Annotated in this window: 15 protein-coding genes; 9 read left to right on the top strand and 6 right to left on the bottom strand. The window is 37.7% G+C overall.

Going from position 1 to position 15,892, the window contains the following annotated elements; genetic code table 11:
* Positions 1 to 39: 39 nt before the first annotated feature.
* Positions 40 to 936 carry a helix-turn-helix domain-containing protein gene (locus ACG72T_RS10280; RefSeq protein WP_395266125.1) on the bottom strand — a complete coding sequence of 299 codons (897 nt, stop codon included), beginning with the start codon at positions 934 to 936 and terminating at the stop codon, positions 40 to 42.
* A 342-nt stretch (positions 937 to 1,278) separates the two neighbouring features.
* Here ACG72T_RS10280 and ACG72T_RS10275 point away from each other — a divergent pair, with 342 nt between their 5' ends.
* The gene (locus ACG72T_RS10275; protein WP_395266124.1) at positions 1,279 to 2,679 is read left to right on the top strand and encodes an amino acid permease; all 1,401 of its coding nucleotides are present in this window, start codon (positions 1,279 to 1,281) and stop codon (positions 2,677 to 2,679) included.
* Positions 2,680 to 2,767: 88 nt separating this feature from the next.
* Here ACG72T_RS10275 and ACG72T_RS10270 read toward each other — a convergent pair whose 3' ends face one another.
* Positions 2,768 to 3,415, bottom strand: coding sequence for a nitroreductase family protein (locus tag ACG72T_RS10270; RefSeq protein ID WP_395266122.1), 648 nt, complete (start codon positions 3,413 to 3,415; stop codon positions 2,768 to 2,770).
* A gap of 72 nt (positions 3,416 to 3,487) precedes the next feature.
* The gene (locus tag ACG72T_RS10265) at positions 3,488 to 4,903 is read right to left on the bottom strand and encodes an NAD-dependent succinate-semialdehyde dehydrogenase (RefSeq protein WP_395266121.1); all 1,416 of its coding nucleotides are present in this window, start codon (positions 4,901 to 4,903) and stop codon (positions 3,488 to 3,490) included.
* A gap of 211 nt (positions 4,904 to 5,114) precedes the next feature.
* Between ACG72T_RS10265 and ACG72T_RS10260 the strand changes: the two genes are divergently transcribed.
* Positions 5,115 to 6,053, top strand: a complete 939-nt coding sequence (locus tag ACG72T_RS10260) for an AEC family transporter (RefSeq protein ID WP_395266120.1) — start codon at positions 5,115 to 5,117, stop codon at positions 6,051 to 6,053.
* Positions 6,054 to 6,134: 81 nt separating this feature from the next.
* Here the strand turns inward: ACG72T_RS10260 and ACG72T_RS10255 are convergent, their stop codons facing one another.
* Positions 6,135 to 7,307, bottom strand: coding sequence for a MalY/PatB family protein (locus ACG72T_RS10255; protein WP_395266119.1), 1,173 nt, complete (start codon positions 7,305 to 7,307; stop codon positions 6,135 to 6,137).
* A 122-nt stretch (positions 7,308 to 7,429) separates the two neighbouring features.
* On the opposite strand from ACG72T_RS10255, the gene ACG72T_RS10250 reads away from it, so the two are divergent.
* The gene (locus ACG72T_RS10250) at positions 7,430 to 8,818 is read left to right on the top strand and encodes an amino acid permease (protein ID WP_395266118.1); all 1,389 of its coding nucleotides are present in this window, start codon (positions 7,430 to 7,432) and stop codon (positions 8,816 to 8,818) included.
* A gap of 80 nt (positions 8,819 to 8,898) precedes the next feature.
* Here ACG72T_RS10250 and guaB read toward each other — a convergent pair whose 3' ends face one another.
* Entirely contained in the window at positions 8,899 to 10,377 is a 1,479-nt protein-coding gene (gene guaB / locus ACG72T_RS10245; RefSeq protein WP_395266117.1) for an IMP dehydrogenase, read from the bottom strand.
* A gap of 129 nt (positions 10,378 to 10,506) precedes the next feature.
* Entirely contained in the window at positions 10,507 to 10,803 is a 297-nt protein-coding gene (locus ACG72T_RS10240; protein ID WP_395266116.1) for a hypothetical protein, read from the bottom strand.
* A 203-nt stretch (positions 10,804 to 11,006) separates the two neighbouring features.
* Here ACG72T_RS10240 and ACG72T_RS10235 point away from each other — a divergent pair, with 203 nt between their 5' ends.
* The 6 genes from ACG72T_RS10235 to ACG72T_RS10210 all read left to right on the top strand — a co-directional run bounded on the left by ACG72T_RS10235 (position 11,007) and on the right by ACG72T_RS10210 (position 15,709).
* Positions 11,007 to 11,315, top strand: coding sequence for a nucleoside triphosphate pyrophosphohydrolase (locus tag ACG72T_RS10235; protein WP_395266115.1), 309 nt, complete (start codon positions 11,007 to 11,009; stop codon positions 11,313 to 11,315).
* A gap of 93 nt (positions 11,316 to 11,408) precedes the next feature.
* Complete coding sequence (locus ACG72T_RS10230; RefSeq protein WP_395266129.1) at positions 11,409 to 11,780, top strand: DUF1304 domain-containing protein; 372 nt, start codon at positions 11,409 to 11,411, stop codon at positions 11,778 to 11,780.
* 31 nt (positions 11,781 to 11,811) lie between these two features.
* Positions 11,812 to 13,428, top strand: a complete 1,617-nt coding sequence (locus ACG72T_RS10225; RefSeq protein ID WP_395266113.1) for a polysaccharide biosynthesis C-terminal domain-containing protein — start codon at positions 11,812 to 11,814, stop codon at positions 13,426 to 13,428.
* Positions 13,429 to 13,529: 101 nt separating this feature from the next.
* Positions 13,530 to 14,006 carry a nucleoside deaminase gene (locus tag ACG72T_RS10220; RefSeq protein WP_395266112.1) on the top strand — a complete coding sequence of 159 codons (477 nt, stop codon included), beginning with the start codon at positions 13,530 to 13,532 and terminating at the stop codon, positions 14,004 to 14,006.
* Between the two features lie 214 nt (positions 14,007 to 14,220).
* Positions 14,221 to 15,093 carry a fructokinase ScrK gene (gene scrK / locus ACG72T_RS10215; protein ID WP_395266111.1) on the top strand — a complete coding sequence of 291 codons (873 nt, stop codon included), beginning with the start codon at positions 14,221 to 14,223 and terminating at the stop codon, positions 15,091 to 15,093.
* Between the two features lie 100 nt (positions 15,094 to 15,193).
* Positions 15,194 to 15,709, top strand: a complete 516-nt coding sequence (locus tag ACG72T_RS10210) for a VTT domain-containing protein (RefSeq protein ID WP_395266110.1) — start codon at positions 15,194 to 15,196, stop codon at positions 15,707 to 15,709.
* Positions 15,710 to 15,892: the final 183 nt, after the last annotated feature.

Raw genomic sequence — 15,892 nt, 5'->3', positions numbered from 1 at the left:
AAAATACTGTTTTTCTAATAATCCAAATCAGAGACAACGTCACTCTTCTTCTTTGTTTAAACTATCTTCATACTGTTTTCTCAAAGCATTGATCCGTAATTCTACAGGTTCATTGTGATTGATTTTTGCAAAAGCCAAGGCTTCAATCAGCAATCCGTCAACAACTTCATTCGATTTATTCTTACCGATAGCAATCTTAGCCGATAAATATTTCAAGCGGGCAAGATAGTATGTGATATGTTGCTCAGAACAAAGACGGATGCCTCGATCAACTAATCTTTCACCTTCGTCAAACATTCCTTTTTGAATGTAAAAATCTGCGGTGAAAAAGACAATCGTTAAGACACGTAAATACATATTTACATTTGCTTTTTGATATTTTTCATTTTCGTGAATTTTAATAAACTCAAAAACCTTCTGGAAGAAAAATTCCGCTTCTTGCATTTTATTCTCTCGAGAGTATAAAACTCCCAATCCTGTATAGGCTAAAAAAGTATAAATCGTTTTATGGATTTCATCCAATTCATCCAATATTCGCGAAAAGTTATAAAAAGCATCTTCAAACTTGCCTTTAGTTAAAACATTAAAAAAACCTTTTTGATAGTAATATTGCATTTTTAACATATCATTATTAATGACTTCGGAATCTATTTCTTGCAACATTGCTGAAACATCGGAATAATTCTCCATCATAAATTCTTTTTCGACTTTATCCAAAACGGTACGCATATGAGTCGTCGAGTTATTCGAATTTCTATACAAATCGTCAACTGATAGTCCTAAACGTTCGCACAACTTATTAAGAATGTTCAAAGAAGGTACTCTACCGTTATTTTCAAACTTACTCAAAGTAGACTGAGTACAAATACCCTTACACAGCTTGACTTGTGACATTTTAAGCAACTTTCTACGTTCAATAAAAATATTAATGTCCATAATTTTATCCTCAATAACTTTCGATCGAATTAAGTAAATGTTGTCGTAGTAATAGGCAAAATACCTGCAATTTTTCTGCAATATTAATTCAGATAAAAAGTCCCTTTTACATCCAACACTTATTATCTATTTAAAAAGGGACTTTGTAAATATATATAAACATATTTATATTGAATCACAATACAAGCTATTTTAATTTAAATAATAATCCGATAAATTGTCTGAAAATTTTTTCAGTAAAAAGAAAAAAATATATGACATTTTCATGATTGTGAGGTATCATATAGTCCATGTTCAAGATACACTTGTTCATGATTCGTAAACACAAAGGTGGAATTTATTATGGCTAAAGAAAAACTGAGTCGTAGCTTATCTTCAAGACAAATGCAAATGATCGCTTTAGGTGGAACCATTGGCGTCGGCCTATTTATGGGATCAGCCTCGACCATTAAGTGGACCGGTCCTTCGGTCCTTTTAGCCTACGCACTCGCAGGCTTAATTCTGTATATGGTAATGCGGGCCTTAGGGGAAATGCTTTATGTTGATCCCTCAACTGGTTCTTTTGCCAAATACGCCACCGAATACATCCATCCAGTCGTTGGTTACTTGACTGCTTGGAGCAATGTTTTCCAATATTTAGTAGTTGGTATCTCTGAAGTTATCGCAGTAGGAACATATTTAGCTTTCTGGTTCCCTACAATGCCAAAATGGATTGCTGGTGTTGTTGTCGTTGTTACACTCTGTTTAGCCAATTTAACTTCTGTTAAAGCATATGGCGAACTAGAATTTTGGTTTGCCTTAATTAAAGTGTTGACGATTATTATGATGATTATTCTAGGTTTATTCGTAATTTTCTTTGGTGTCGGCAATGGCGGACATCCAGTGGGAATTAGTAATCTCTGGAAAAATGGCGGTTTCTTTACTGGTGGCATCAAAGGGTTTATTTTCGCGCTTTCAATTGTAGTTGCTTCCTATCAAGGAATCGAAGTTATCGGTATCACTGCTGGGGAAGCTGAAAACCCACAAGAAAATATTGTTCGGGCTATCCGTTCAATCGTTGGCAGAATTCTAATTTTCTATATTGGCGCAATCTTTGTAATTGTTTCAATTTATCCTTGGAATAAATTGGGTACGATCGGTTCTCCTTTCGTTGAAACTTTTGCAAAAGTTGGTATTACTTTTGCAGCAGAAATCATCAATTTCGTTATGTTGACAGCTGCCATGTCCGGCTGTAACTCTGGTATCTTTAGTTCAAGTCGAATGCTCTATACACTTGGGCTTGAAAAACATTTACCAAAATCATTTTTGAAATTATCAAAACACAACGTGCCTTACATCCCTGTTCTAGCCATTTCAACTGGAATATTGCTCGGATTAATTTTGAACTATGCTTTACCAGTTTTCTTGCATACATCAAGCGATGTTTTTGTTATTGTATATAGTTCCAGTGTTCTACCTGGTATGGTTCCTTGGTTTGTGATTCTTTTCAGCGAATTACGTTTTCGCAAATTGAATCAAGATAAGATGAAAGATCATCCTTTCAAAATGCCGCTTTACCCTATCAGCAATTACCTTGCAATTATTTCTCTTTTCATTATTTTGATTTTCATGTTCTTAAATCCTGAAACAACTGTTTCCTTACTAGTTGGTGTAGTTTTCTTGGTCGTTATGACGGTCATTTTCTTTGTAAAAGAAAGAGACAAACAACCTGTCGTCAGGGGAATTAAAGAAGAGAATGATTAAAATAATATTTTAAAGAAAATCGAATAGCCTCTGATTCCACATCTTGGGATCAGAGGCTATTCTTATGAATTTAAAAAAATTTCTATTTTTAAAGAAAGTCAGTTACATCATTAACGTCATAACGGACTGATTTAGTATATTCTCCATCTGGTTTACCGATCGCTACGGCAGTGATCGGAATATAACGCTCGCTGTCCAAATTAAAGGCTGTAGCAACTTTATCAAAATAATATCCTGACATTGGGTTAGCTTCATAACCGTGAGCTCTAGCAATTAATAGTAGTTGCATTGCGGCCATGCTGCCATCGATCGTTGCATCCTTTTCCAAGAAACTGCGGTCAGCATTCTCATATAGTGGTAAAAAGCTCTTGAAGACTTTGTCACGTTCTTCAGGTGTAATCTGACCATTCTCACAAGCTTTATTCCAAACATCACGATACTTGTAATGTGATTGTGTATCACCCAATACAAAAATTACGGCGGAAGCGGTATCTAGTTGTGGATAGTTGAATGGCATCATGATTGCTCTGGCCTTAGCTTTAGCCTCTGCAGTGTCACAAACTACAAAATGCCATGATTGCAAATTGCAGGCTGATGGTGCCGTAATGGTTTCTTTTAACATTTCGGTAATTTCTGAGCGGGGAATAACGACATCTTTTTGAAACTTTCGATATGAATGACGATCTAGTAAAACTTCTTGAAAATCATCTTTAATAAACTTTTTTGTTTCGTCCATAAGCACATCTCCCATTACATTTATTACTTTAATTATAACTCGAAGCCGCTTTCAGACGAACTTCTTTTCAATTTATTTGAAAACTGCTAGACCACCAGCAGGATTGTTCCAGTCAGGCTGTTGAGCTGTCACAACTAATTTTTCATTAGTGAAGGCTGTCAACCCCAACTGACTCAATTCACGGCCGTAACCTGAACCTTTAACTCCACCAAATGGTAATTCTGGCATAGAAACTAAGAATGAGTTAACGAAGACCATCCCTGTCTCAATCTTTTCGGCAACTGCTTTTCCACGCTGGGGATCATTTGAAACCACGATCCCACCTAGACCAAATTTGGAATCATTCGCTAAGTCAATTGCAGCTTGATCTGAACTTACCTTGAAGACTTGGGCTACAGGTCCAAACATCTCTTCGTAAAATTCTGGATTGTCAGGTGTTATGTCAGTCAAAATTGTTGGTTGGATAAATTGTCCGGGCAAATCAATTGGCTGATTGCCAAACGCTACTTTAGCTCCACCGGCAACAGCTTTATCAATTTGACCTTGAAGCTTTTCTTTAGCTCGCTTGGAATTCATTGGTGCAATTGTAGTCTTAGAATCCATGGGGTCGCCAGGAACTAATTTAGCAAAGTTAGCTTTTAATTTTTCTAAAAATTCATCATACAAATTGTCAGCTACGATGAAACGCTTTGCGGAAGTACATACTTGGCCCGCATTATAGATTCTTACCCGCCAAGCTAAATCTACTGCCTGGTCCACATCAGCATCAGATAAGACGACAAAGGCATCTGAACCACCCAATTCCATCGAATTTTTCTTCAAGTTTTTACCAGCTGTTTCGGCAACTGATTGACCACCACGGTTGGAACCCGTCAAAGCCACACCTTGAATCCGTGGATCAGCAATGATTTCAGCGACTTGATCATAGCTGGCAAATAAATTAGTCAAACTACCTTCTGGTGCTCCCGCTTCTGAAACGATTTTGGCAAAAGCTTCGGCAGATCCTGGGGTGTTAGAAGCATGTTTTAAGATCATTGGATTACCGACCATAAAGTTAGGAGCGAAAACGCGCATGATTTGATAGTATGGGAAGTTCCAAGGTTCAACCATCATCAAGACGCCGCTCGACTGGTGCAAAATCTCCGCATCACCGGTATTGCGACTAGTTAATGGAGTTGGTTTCAACATATCAGCGCCATTGTCTGCATAGTAGTCCGCAATAATTGCACAGAGCTCGACTTCACCTTTTGATTCGGTGTAAAGTTTACCCATATCGGTCGTAGCAATTTTAGCCAACTGATCTTCATTTTTTCTCAAGAGGTTAGCGACTTTATGTAGGATCGGTGCTCGAGTTGCTACTGGTTGATCACGCCAAGTTTTATAAAGTTTATCTCCAACAGCGAGTGCCTTCGAAATGTCTGCTTCTGTGGCATCTGGATAAGTTTTAATTAATTCATTATTGTAAGGATTGATTGTTTTATAAGCCATAATAATTTCTCCTAATTATTTTGAAAACTGAATTTTTGATTACACATCTATTCTAAGTCAGCGCTTTCATTTTTCAAGTATTTGAACCCATACACAATTTAAAGTGGTACTGTCCAATCTTAAAAGCACTTCACAATCAGAGGTTTTTCAATTTTTTCAAAAAAGAGTAACATTGATAATAAGTAGACTAAATCACAAAGGATGTTTTTTTATGAGTGTATTCTTCTCCAGTATTCAAGGAATCTTAATTATCATTGGTTTAATTGCCGTCGGTTATGGTTTGAGCGCTTTAGGATGGTTTTCTGAAAACTCAACTCGTTTGATTGCAAAACTTGTCACTCAAGTTGCCCTACCTGCTTATATGATTTCAACAATCACGAAAGATTTCACTGCAGAAAAATTAATAAAGTTATTGCCCGACTTAGGCGTTCCCGTTTTATCAATGACCATCCTGATTTTTATCTCGATTCTACTAATCAAAGTTTTAAAAATCGATCCGAAGCATAAAGGTCTTTTCGCTTCGATGTTCTTTAATTCCAATACCGTCTTCGTTGGTTTGCCCGTCAACATGGCTCTCTTCGGTGAGAAAAGTCTTCCTTATGTCTTAGTCTATTACATGGCTAATACGACCTTCTTTTGGACACTTGGTACCTATTTGATTCAAATGGATGGTGAGATCAAAGGCCACTTCAAATTGAAAACTACGCTGAAAAAAGTTTTCTCACCACCACTAATGGGCTTTATCGTCGGTTTGATCCTAGTCATAATGCATATTCAGCTACCAAGTTTTCTGATGTCTGACTTTCAATATTTAGGTGGCTTGACGATTCCACTTTCAATGATTTTCATCGGTATTTCAATTTACAATGCTGGTTTGAAAAATATTTCCTTTCACAAAGACAATTTGGCTATCCTCTTTGGCCGCTTCTTATGTGCACCTTTGTTAATGGCCGCATTGTTCCTATTTATCCCTGCTAATCCTTTGATGAAACAAGTCTTTATTGTTCAAGCAGCAATGCCGGTCATGACTAACGCACCGGTAGTAGCCAAGCTTTACCATGCCGATTCTGACTATGCTGCAATCATGGTCACGGAGACGACTCTATTAAGTTTGATTGTCGTTCCTATCATTATGGTCTTAATTAAGTAAAAATATCCCCTGATTCTACCTATCGAATCAGGGGATATTTACGTTTAAATTGTTAAAACGTTTGTGGTGTTGCAATAATCATTACTTCTTCTCAGCTTGATATAGTGCGACCCCCTTCTCTAAACGCTCTAGTCCGTCCACAATATTACATTTTGGTGTAGCTAAATTCATTCGTAAGAAATATCGACCATTACCGCGATACTTAGTACCTTCAGCCAACAAAAGCCCGACATGGTCTAATAGGAATTGATTTAATTCTTCCGAATCATCGGTAATCTTACTGCAATCTAACCAGGCTAAGTACGTGGCATCTGAGTGTATTAGTCGTATTTCGGTAAGTTTTTCTTTGACGAATTCTTCAACATATTCACGATTATTTTGAAGATACTTCAATAATTCATGCAGCCACTCATGTCCTTTAGTATAGGCCGCAATTGAACCATCGATTGCTAGAACTCCAGGCTCATTGAGACCATCGCTACTAACAGCTACTGTAGCTCGTTGACGCAAGTTTTCATCGGGAATGATCATCGTAGCTGCGTGCAAGACCGCTAAATTGAAAGTCTTACTTGGGGAAACTAACGAGATGCTATTGTCAGTCACTTCACTATCTAGAGAAGCAAAAGGTACATAGTGATGTCCAGGTGCCGTTATATCGCCATGAATTTCATCAGAAATAATCAGTACATGGTACTTCTTAGCCATCTTCCCAATTTTGGTCAAAGTTGAACGTTCCCAGATCTTACCACTAGGATTATGAGGATTGCAGACGATCATTAAACTAGTTTTTGGATCGAGCATTTTTTCTTGAAGATCTTTCCAATCGATATTGTATTTTCCGGAGCGATAATCTAGCTCACTGTTCAAAATATGGCGACCGTTATTTTCGATTGTTTTAAAAAAAGAATTATAATTTGGTTCTTGAATCAAGATATTATCGCCGACATCAGTTAAATGTCTGATTAATGAACCAAGCGTTGGCATAACGCCGTTACAAAAAACCAACCAATCTAAATCAGGAGTAAAATTGTGTTCTGTCTGATACCAACTGGCAACCGCTTGGTAATATTCCTTCGGAACATATTGATAACCAAAGATTCCTCGATCGACATCTCTATGCATTGCCTCAATAATATCTGGGGCCGTTTGAATATCCATATCTGCTACCCACATTGGTAAGACATCTTCAGGAACAAGCCACTTCACTGAATTAACATTCCGACGGTCATTTATCTTGTCAAAGTTAAATTCCATTCTGATCACTCCTTAATTCTTATAGTTAATATGATACTATCACTATATTTATAAATGCGAGTACTTGAATCTATCCTATTAAATTTGTTTTAATTAAATTAGACAAAAAGGAGTGTCCGCCTATGCCATCTTTATTTCGAAAGAAAGATATTGTGAATGATTTACTTCATGAACAAACTAGTCTCCAAAGAACTTTAACTGCCAAAGACCTAATCATCATGGGTGTCGGGGTGATCGTCGGATCAGGTATCTTCATCACCCCTGGTATCATTGCTGCTAACTACGCCGGCCCGGGGGTAATTTTAACTTACTTGCTAGCAGCTTTGGTTTGTATTGGCGCGGCTTTTTGCTACTCTGAATTCTCATCCACGATTCCCCTAGCTGGTAGTGCTTATACATATTCCTACTCAGTCTATGGCGAACTAATTGCTTGGATCGTTGGCTGGTCACTGATCTCGGAATATTTATTTGCGGCCTCCTCCACAGCTGTCAGTTGGTCGGCCTATTTTCGAAATCTCTTAAGCGGATTTGGAATAAATCTGCCTAAAGCTCTGCAATCAGCGCCTGGAACTGCTGGAAACTCAGGTGGTCGTTTTGACATCATTGCCTTTATCATCGTTTTGATAGCAACTATTCTATTACTACAAGGCTTGAATGAATCGATGAAAATCAATACGATCATGGTTTACGTAAAAATATTCGTCATCTTGCTATTCGTTGCTGTCACAATTTTCTACGTCAAACCTAAGAACTACAATCCTTTCTTACCTTTTGGTGTTGGCGGGATCGGACGAGGAGCGGCTGTAGCTTTCTACGCTTTCTTAGGCTTTGATGTCGTCTCGTCAGCTAGTGAAGAAGTTAAAGATCCTAAGAAGAATATGCCTATTGGTATCATTGCCTCGCTTTTGATCGTCGCAGTGTTGTACAGTCTAGTTTCATTAGTATTAGTGGGCGCAGTGAATTATAAAGAACTAAATGTGGCTGACCCGGTTTCCCATGCCTTAAATCTGCTCAATCTAAATTGGGTCTCAGGTATTGTTTCTCTAGGCGCTATCATGGGAATGACAACTGTTTTACTAGTCGTTGTTTATGGCGGAACCCGTTTGATTTTCTCACTCAGTCGCGATGGCTTATTACCTAAACAGTTCAAGAATCTTAGTAAAGCGGGTGTCCCCACTCGCAGTACTTTCTTAGTTGGTTTGATTGCGGCTACAGTTGCGGCGGTAGTACCGATTGATAAAATCACTGAACTAGTTAATATCGGAACATTACTGGCATTTGCTGTCACTTCCATTGGCGTTATCTTCTTACGTCATAGTAAAAATACCCGTGAATTAAAGCCAGCTTTTCGGGTTCCTTTCTATCCAATTTTTCCACTAGTATCATTTGTGGCTTGCCTCTACTTAATGACACAATTGCAGGCCTTTACTTGTAAAATGTACCTTGGCTGGACTGTCATCGGCTTAATAATCTACTTTTTCTACGGCTATCGACATAGCAATGAAAAGTAAAGAAAATACTTCCTTTCAAACAAAAATCCCAGTGGATCAACTATTCATGATGGTTGATCCACTGGGATTATTTTTTGCTATTATTTAACTGAATAATTAGGAGCTTCTTTGGTAATTGTAACGTCATGTGGGTGTGATTCTCTCAAACCTGCATTTGAAATTTGAATGAATTGAGCATCTTGCAATTCAGTCAAATTATGAGCGCCAACATACCCCATACCTGAACGCAATCCGCCCAGTAGTTGATAAATTACATCGCCGACAGCACCTTTAGCAGCCACGCGACCTTCAATTCCTTCAGGAACCAACTTGTTAGCTTCATTGACACCACTTTGGAAGTAACGGTCTGATGAGCCATGTGACATTGCTGCCAAACTACCCATACCACGGTAAGTCTTAAAACGGCGACCTTGATAAATTTCAAATTCACCAGGTGCCTCATCGGTACCAGCTAACATTGAACCAAGCATAACGGCGTTACCACCACCAGCTAAAGCCTTCACAATATCACCTGAATATTTGATACCACCATCAGCGATGATCGTCTTTCCATATTCATGAGCGACACTAGCGGCATCATAAACAGCTGTCAATTGAGGAACACCAACACCGGCAACGATTCTAGTTGTACAAATTGAACCAGGTCCGATACCAACTTTTACAACATCGACACCAGCATCATATAAAGCTCTAGTACCTTCTCCTGTAGCAACGTTTCCGGCAATCAAAGTTGCATCAGGGAACTTATCTCTAATTTGAGCAATCTTTCTAAGCACGCCAGCGGAATGACCATGAGCAGTATCAATGATGATAGCATCTGCTCCAGCAGCTAGCAAGGCTTCAGCCCGTTCAAAGGTATCACTTGTAACACCTACAGCCGCAGCAACTAGTAAACGACCATATTTATCCTTAGCTGCATTAGGAAATTCTTTAACTTTTTCAATATCTTTAATTGTTACCAAACCACCTAAACGGCCAGCTTCGTCAATCAAAGGCAATTTTTCAATTCGATGTTCTTGGAGAATTTGTTCAGCTTCTTTAAGTGATGTACCAACTGGTGCGGTGATCAATTCTTCACTCGTCATAACGGTACCAATTTTGACTGAATAATCATTGATAAAACGAAGATCACGGTTAGTAATGATACCAACTAGTTTCAGTTCTTCTTTACTAGTAACGATTGGAACACCACTGATGCGATAAGTACTCATCAATTTTTCTGCTTCAATAACAGGATCATCTGCTGTCAAATAAATTGGGTCAATTATAACGCCGTTTTCTGAACGCTTAACTTTTGAAACCTCGTCAGCTTGTTGTTCAATACTCATATTCTTATGAATAACACCCAAGCCACCTTGACGTGCCATCGCAATAGCCATTGGAGCTTCTGTCACGGTATCCATACTTGCACTTAAAATTGGTGTGTTTAGTTTAATATTTTTAGCTAATTGAACTGATAAATCTACTTCATTTGGTAAAACGTGACTCTCTGCTGGTATTAATAAAACATCATCAAAAGTGAATCCCTTTTTATCAAATTTTGTATCCCATGCCGACATGATATTCCTCCTAAGATTTTGTTTTCACCTATTAATGGGTAAAATTTATAAACATGGTAGCCGATTTTTTTTGGTTAGTCAATTAAAGTTTGTGAAATAAAAATGACCTGTCGTCGTTTTGACAAGTCATTAATATATCTTTATTGCTATAACTTTATAATTTAATAATTTTTGTTTTTTCAAATAAAAATCGAAACTACGTTTCTTCAAGCACAACTTATATTTAATAATGTCATGCCTTTTGGTGATCAATTCATCGATCCGATACAAATCCTCATTACGATGACGATTCAAATAAGCTGCAGTTTCATCATTGACTGAAACTTTTAAAACTTTTTCTTTATTTTGCAAAGTCTTTTTGCAGGCTAGAACCATTCTTCTACGAATAAAATTATTCAAAATCAATGCAATAATTATACCCGTCATTACCAATAATAGAAGCCCGCCATATATTTCTGTAGCAACCACACTCGATAGTTTCATAGTTATCAACACTTTTTATAAATTTATTCAAACAAATCATATCATGATAATTATAAAGTTAGCAATTAACCTGCTTTCAGTCATCATTTGGCACATTGGTCGCTTCATGGTAAGATTTCACTACTAAGTGTTAAAGGGGAGTTTTTATGAAAAAGTTAGTTCGGGACAAAATACCTGAGATCATTTCTGACGAGACCAAATTTGACACCCTCTCAAATGAGGACTACCGAAAGGCCTTGAGAACAAAGATCGCCGAAGAAGCTCAAGAAGTTCAAAGGGCTGATACACGAGCCAATTTAGTCGAAGAATTAGGGGACTTAGAAGAAGTCATTCGTGCTATTTTGGATGATGCCTCCATTACTTATGAAGAAATGGACAGTCTGCGCCAAGCTAAAATCAATCAAAAGGGCAAATTTGCTGAAAAATTTGTTATGATAAAACCTGAAGAATCGTAATAAGATTCTTCTTTTTTATTTTAATTACAATTTGTACAACAATTCAAAACAGTTTAATATGGTACTTATACTTTTAATGGAAAGAAGTCTATGATGCAAATTTTAACTTTATTTTTAGTCGCTCTAGTGGCGGTTGAACATGTTGGTATTGCTGCTCTAGAGATGTTTGGTAAACCTGACATGCAAGCCAACGCCTTTGAGATGCCACTTGGTTTTGTGAAAACTAAAGAAGCTCAGACTGCTTTAGCCAATCAGGGAATTTATAACGGTATGCTTGGCGTCGTAATCCTTTTGATGATCTTATTCTTCACCGGTACGACGTTAAAAATAATTTTGATCTTAATGATGAGTTACATCATCGTCGTCGCAGTCTATGGTGCTTTCACGGCCACTAAGAAGATTCTTTATCTACAAGGACTGCCTGCCTTGATCGCACTAGTTTGCACGGTCATCTTCTATCACTAAATTCGTAATTTAAATTAGAATGGAAAACAAAATGAAAAAAGATTCATTACTTAAAAGTTCACTCTGGATCTCAATTAGTGGAATCCTCTCACGAGTACTTTCAGTTGTCTACATCATTCCTTGGAATATTTGGATTGGACCAGTAGCTGTAGGGGCAGCTAATGCTTTATACGGAAAAGTTTACAATATCTACAATCTTTTCTTGATTATCGCCACCGCTGGTATCCCTTCTGCTATTTCCAAAGAAGTCGCTGCACATAATGCTTTAGGACGTTATGATCAGAGTGAAAAACTCTTTAAAAAATACACAATTTACATGTCACTCGTAGGTATTGTCCTGGCCTTGATCATGTTCTTTGGTGCTAAGTACGTAGCCATTGTCTTGGCTGCTGGCGATATGAGAGTGGTAACGCCAATTAAGTACTTGAGTATCGCCATGTTGATCATCCCCGCTTTGGGAATCCTACGTGGATATATTCAAGGTTATGCTTTCATCTCCTATTCGGCCTTTTCTCAAGTCATCGAACAAATTGCACGAGTTGCCTATATGCTTTATGCCACTTATACAATCATGGTTTTGCAAAAAGGCAATTATATGTCAGCCGTTAATCAATCGACACTAGCTTCGTTCATCGGTGCAACGCTGGCTTACCTATTCTTACTTTGGATCAGAATAAAAGTTCGCCGTTCTGTCACCGTTACAGATATCAAAGATACTGCTAATGTAACTTCAGATGAAATTGCACCTGAAATCAACTTCAGTTCCATGTTACGTTCAGCCATTCCTTTCTTATTAGTTGATACGATCATGACTGTTTTGCAGCTCTTCGATCAAACAACTTTCACTTGGATCTATGAATTAATCCTTCATGCCAGTCAAAGAACCATTGATGATCTCTACGCAATGTTTGGTTTCCAAGCTAACAAGCTGATCATGGTTCTAGTATCTCTAGCTGTTTCCGTTTCTGCTTCCGTTATCCCAGCTTTATCCGCTATGATCAGTCGAAAAGTTGGCGAAGAACAAATTCAAAAATTAATGCGCAATATCGTTCAATTTACGTTGTTCATTATCCTACCAGCAACTTTTGGTATGATGGCTATTAGCCGCCAACTCTGGACAGTCTTTGTTTTTTATAACCAAAGTATTCTCGGTTCGAAAGTTTTGATTGTTTCGTGTTTTGAAGCTTTCTTCTATTGTCTATTCATGATTTTGGAAAATATCTTGCAAGTTTCTCATCACGTCAAAAAATCGATGGTCTATCTCGTTCTTGCTTACCTTCTAAAAATTATTTTGCAATTACCATTAACTTTAATGTTAGGAGTTTACGGACCATTAGCCGCTTCAACCATTGCCTTTATGGTCATGAGTCACTTTGCTTTCAGATTGATCAACAAAGAGTTCCAGATTGTTGACAAAGTCCTCGGCAAGAAACTATTGAAGATTTTCTTCGATAGTTTGATCATGCTAGTTGTCGTAGCTCTAGCTGATTTCTTGGTTGTCAAAGTCATCCCTCAAGCGACAAAAGTCAGTGCTTCAGTTGTCATCATCATTTGTGGACTTATCGGTGTCGCCGTTTATGGATTCTTAAGTTACAAAGATGGTTCCTTAAAGATTCTCAAGGAAATTCGTGATACTAAAATTTATTAATTACAACCTAAGGGAAGCAACTTAGCTCTCTTAGGTTTTTTTTGGCATTTTTGTCACAAGAAAGTTTGAACTACAATAATGTATTAGGAGATGTTTAAATAATGGCATATGCAAAAAAATTTATGGAATTAGCTGCCAATGAGGCTCAAAAGAATGTTACTTCCCATGATGGTGGACCATTTGGTACCGTGATCGTTAAAAATGGCGAGATCATTGCCAAGGGACGTAATCACGTGTTATTAGATGATGACCCTACAGCACATGGGGAAATTTATACAATTCGTAAAGCTTGTAAAAAATTAGGTACGCACGACTTATCTGGCTGTGAACTCTATACCAACGCTTACCCTTGTCCAATGTGTTTAGGAGCCATTATTTGGAGCAATATCAAGACTTGTTATTATGGCAACACGCCTGAGGACGCTACAAAAATTGGTTTTCGTGACGACAATATCTATCAATTCATCAAAGATGATCTACAAGATGATAAATTTTTGAATCTTGAACAACATGACCGTGAGATCACCATTAAACCATTCAATGATTTTAAAAATGACGCTAAACATACAATCTACTAAAAAAGATCGCGTACTATCAATTCTCAAATAAGCAAAAATCCCAGTTATACATGACTCGTATAACTGGATTTTTTGTCACACCTTTAATTTTGCAACATTACATCTCAAAGTTATTTTAATGTGTTTTTTTAAAAGTTAATTTGACGAGAAAAAAATTTAATAGTAATGTAAGTCGGTGAAAACGATTACTTTATTTTTGAGGAGAAATTTAATTATGCTAGTAGGAAGTATTGAAGCAGGTGGAACTAAATTTGTTTGTGCTGTAGGTGATGAAGATTATCGGATCAAGGATAGCATTCATTTCCCTACTACGACGCCAGAAGAAACTTTACAAAAGACAGTCGACTATTTTAAAAAATTTGATATTGAAGCTTTAGGAATTGCTTCATTTGGACCAATTGAACTCAGAAAAAATTCGCCCAAATATGGCTATATTACTTCAACACCAAAACCAGGCTGGAAAGATACTGACTTCATCGGCAAGATGAAAGAAAACTTTGACATTCCTATGTTTTGGACGACTGACGTTAATGGCTCCGCTTATGGCGAGTACGTTATGTCAACGTTATCCAATGAAAAAATCGATTCGTTAGTTTACTATACTATCGGAACTGGCGTTGGTGCCGGTGCCATTGCTGATGGTAAATTTATCGGTAATATGGGACATCCTGAAATGGGTCACACTTTCTTGAAGCGTCACCCTGACGATCTTAATTTCAAAGGTATTTGCCCATTCCACGGAGATTGTCTTGAAGGTCTAGTTGCTGGACCAACTTTTGATGCTCGACTAGGAAAACCTGGTAAAGACGTGCCTTTGACTGATCATGTCTGGGATATTATGGCTTATTACGTTGCTCAAGCAGCTATTCAAGCAACCTTGATCCTTCGTCCAGACAAGATTGTCTTTGGTGGCGGTGTTGTCAGTGAACCTTTCTTAGTCAAAGTTAGAGCTCAATTCAAAGATTTATTGAATGACTATGTCGAAGTTCCTGAATTAGAAAAATATATCACGATGCCAAGTATTAAAAATAATGGATCTGCCACTTTAGGTGATTTTGCTTTAGCAATTCGTGAACTACAAGAGTAAAAAAATTCTCAAAGCAGCCGTTTGCTTTGAGAATTTTTTGGTTACTTTTATTAGTAAGTATGCTAAGTTGAAGCCATATACTTACTGAGGGGGAAAGGTAATGAAATTATGGCATAAAGTGCTGCTGATCGGCTTAGGCATAATCAGCTTAATTGGCTTAGTCTGGATTCTCTGGAATAATTATCGTTCTGTAATTGAGACTTTCTTCTCTTACACGATTGACCGTGAAGACGTGATTGACCTGTTGCGTGATCAAGGTCGCCATAACGCCGTTTTATTCATGGCTGTTTTGGCAATCGGCTCGGCAATTCCTGGGGTTCCCATTGCTGCTGTAGCGGTTCTTTCTGGCGTCTGTTTTGGACGCTGGTTAGGATTTTTCATCAACGTTTCTGGAATCTTTCTAGGCAATCTCTTAGCACTCTTTATCCTCGAGCGTTTCCCTCACAAGATCTCTTCAGACAGACTATCTACCCGCCTTAAAAATATGCGACATCCACGAATCGGTATCAGTATCGGTTACGCTATCCCGATGTTACCAACTCTTTTGGTCAACTACGCTGCCATCGAAATGCACATGTCTTGGAAAAATCGGGCGATCTGCATTCTGATTGGTTAGCTACCAGTTTCCTTTCTCTATGCCTTTGGTGGAGATGAATTGATCTTCGGCAATACTAAAGCGGTAATCATAGCGGTGATATTGCTGCTGCTACTCTTTGGACTCTTCGAAGTTATTCGGCGCGATCAGCGGATTATCAAAGCTGAACAACATTAAATCAAACTTTTCAACAAAATAAATTAC

Origin of the sequence: Companilactobacillus sp. FL22-1 (assembly GCF_043951805.1) — a bacterium.
In the GTDB taxonomy this organism is placed as follows: Bacteria; Bacillota; Bacilli; order Lactobacillales; family Lactobacillaceae; genus Companilactobacillus.
Note: the sequence above shows the minus strand (reverse complement) of the source record. Positions and strands in the feature narration are given on the sequence as shown.

Bases quoted from the DNA above. Each gene is read 5' to 3' on its own strand.
- ACG72T_RS10280 (WP_395266125.1), bottom strand. From the start codon at position 936: ATGGACATTAATATTTTTATTGAACGTAGAAAGTTGCTTAAAATGTCA.
- ACG72T_RS10275 (WP_395266124.1), top strand. From the start codon at position 1,279: ATGGCTAAAGAAAAACTGAGTCGTAGCTTATCTTCAAGACAAATGCAA.
- ACG72T_RS10270 (WP_395266122.1), bottom strand. From the start codon at position 3,415: ATGGACGAAACAAAAAAGTTTATTAAAGATGATTTTCAAGAAGTTTTA.
- ACG72T_RS10265 (WP_395266121.1), bottom strand. From the start codon at position 4,903: ATGGCTTATAAAACAATCAATCCTTACAATAATGAATTAATTAAAACT.
- ACG72T_RS10260 (WP_395266120.1), top strand. From the start codon at position 5,115: ATGAGTGTATTCTTCTCCAGTATTCAAGGAATCTTAATTATCATTGGT.
- ACG72T_RS10255 (WP_395266119.1), bottom strand. From the start codon at position 7,307: ATGGAATTTAACTTTGACAAGATAAATGACCGTCGGAATGTTAATTCA.
- ACG72T_RS10250 (WP_395266118.1), top strand. From the start codon at position 7,430: ATGCCATCTTTATTTCGAAAGAAAGATATTGTGAATGATTTACTTCAT.
- guaB (WP_395266117.1), bottom strand. From the start codon at position 10,377: ATGTCGGCATGGGATACAAAATTTGATAAAAAGGGATTCACTTTTGAT.
- ACG72T_RS10240 (WP_395266116.1), bottom strand. From the start codon at position 10,803: ATGACGGGTATAATTATTGCATTGATTTTGAATAATTTTATTCGTAGA.
- ACG72T_RS10235 (WP_395266115.1), top strand. From the start codon at position 11,007: ATGAAAAAGTTAGTTCGGGACAAAATACCTGAGATCATTTCTGACGAG.
- ACG72T_RS10230 (WP_395266129.1), top strand. From the start codon at position 11,409: ATGCAAATTTTAACTTTATTTTTAGTCGCTCTAGTGGCGGTTGAACAT.
- ACG72T_RS10225 (WP_395266113.1), top strand. From the start codon at position 11,812: ATGAAAAAAGATTCATTACTTAAAAGTTCACTCTGGATCTCAATTAGT.
- ACG72T_RS10220 (WP_395266112.1), top strand. From the start codon at position 13,530: ATGGCATATGCAAAAAAATTTATGGAATTAGCTGCCAATGAGGCTCAA.
- scrK (WP_395266111.1), top strand. From the start codon at position 14,221: ATGCTAGTAGGAAGTATTGAAGCAGGTGGAACTAAATTTGTTTGTGCT.
- ACG72T_RS10210 (WP_395266110.1), top strand. From the start codon at position 15,194: ATGAAATTATGGCATAAAGTGCTGCTGATCGGCTTAGGCATAATCAGC.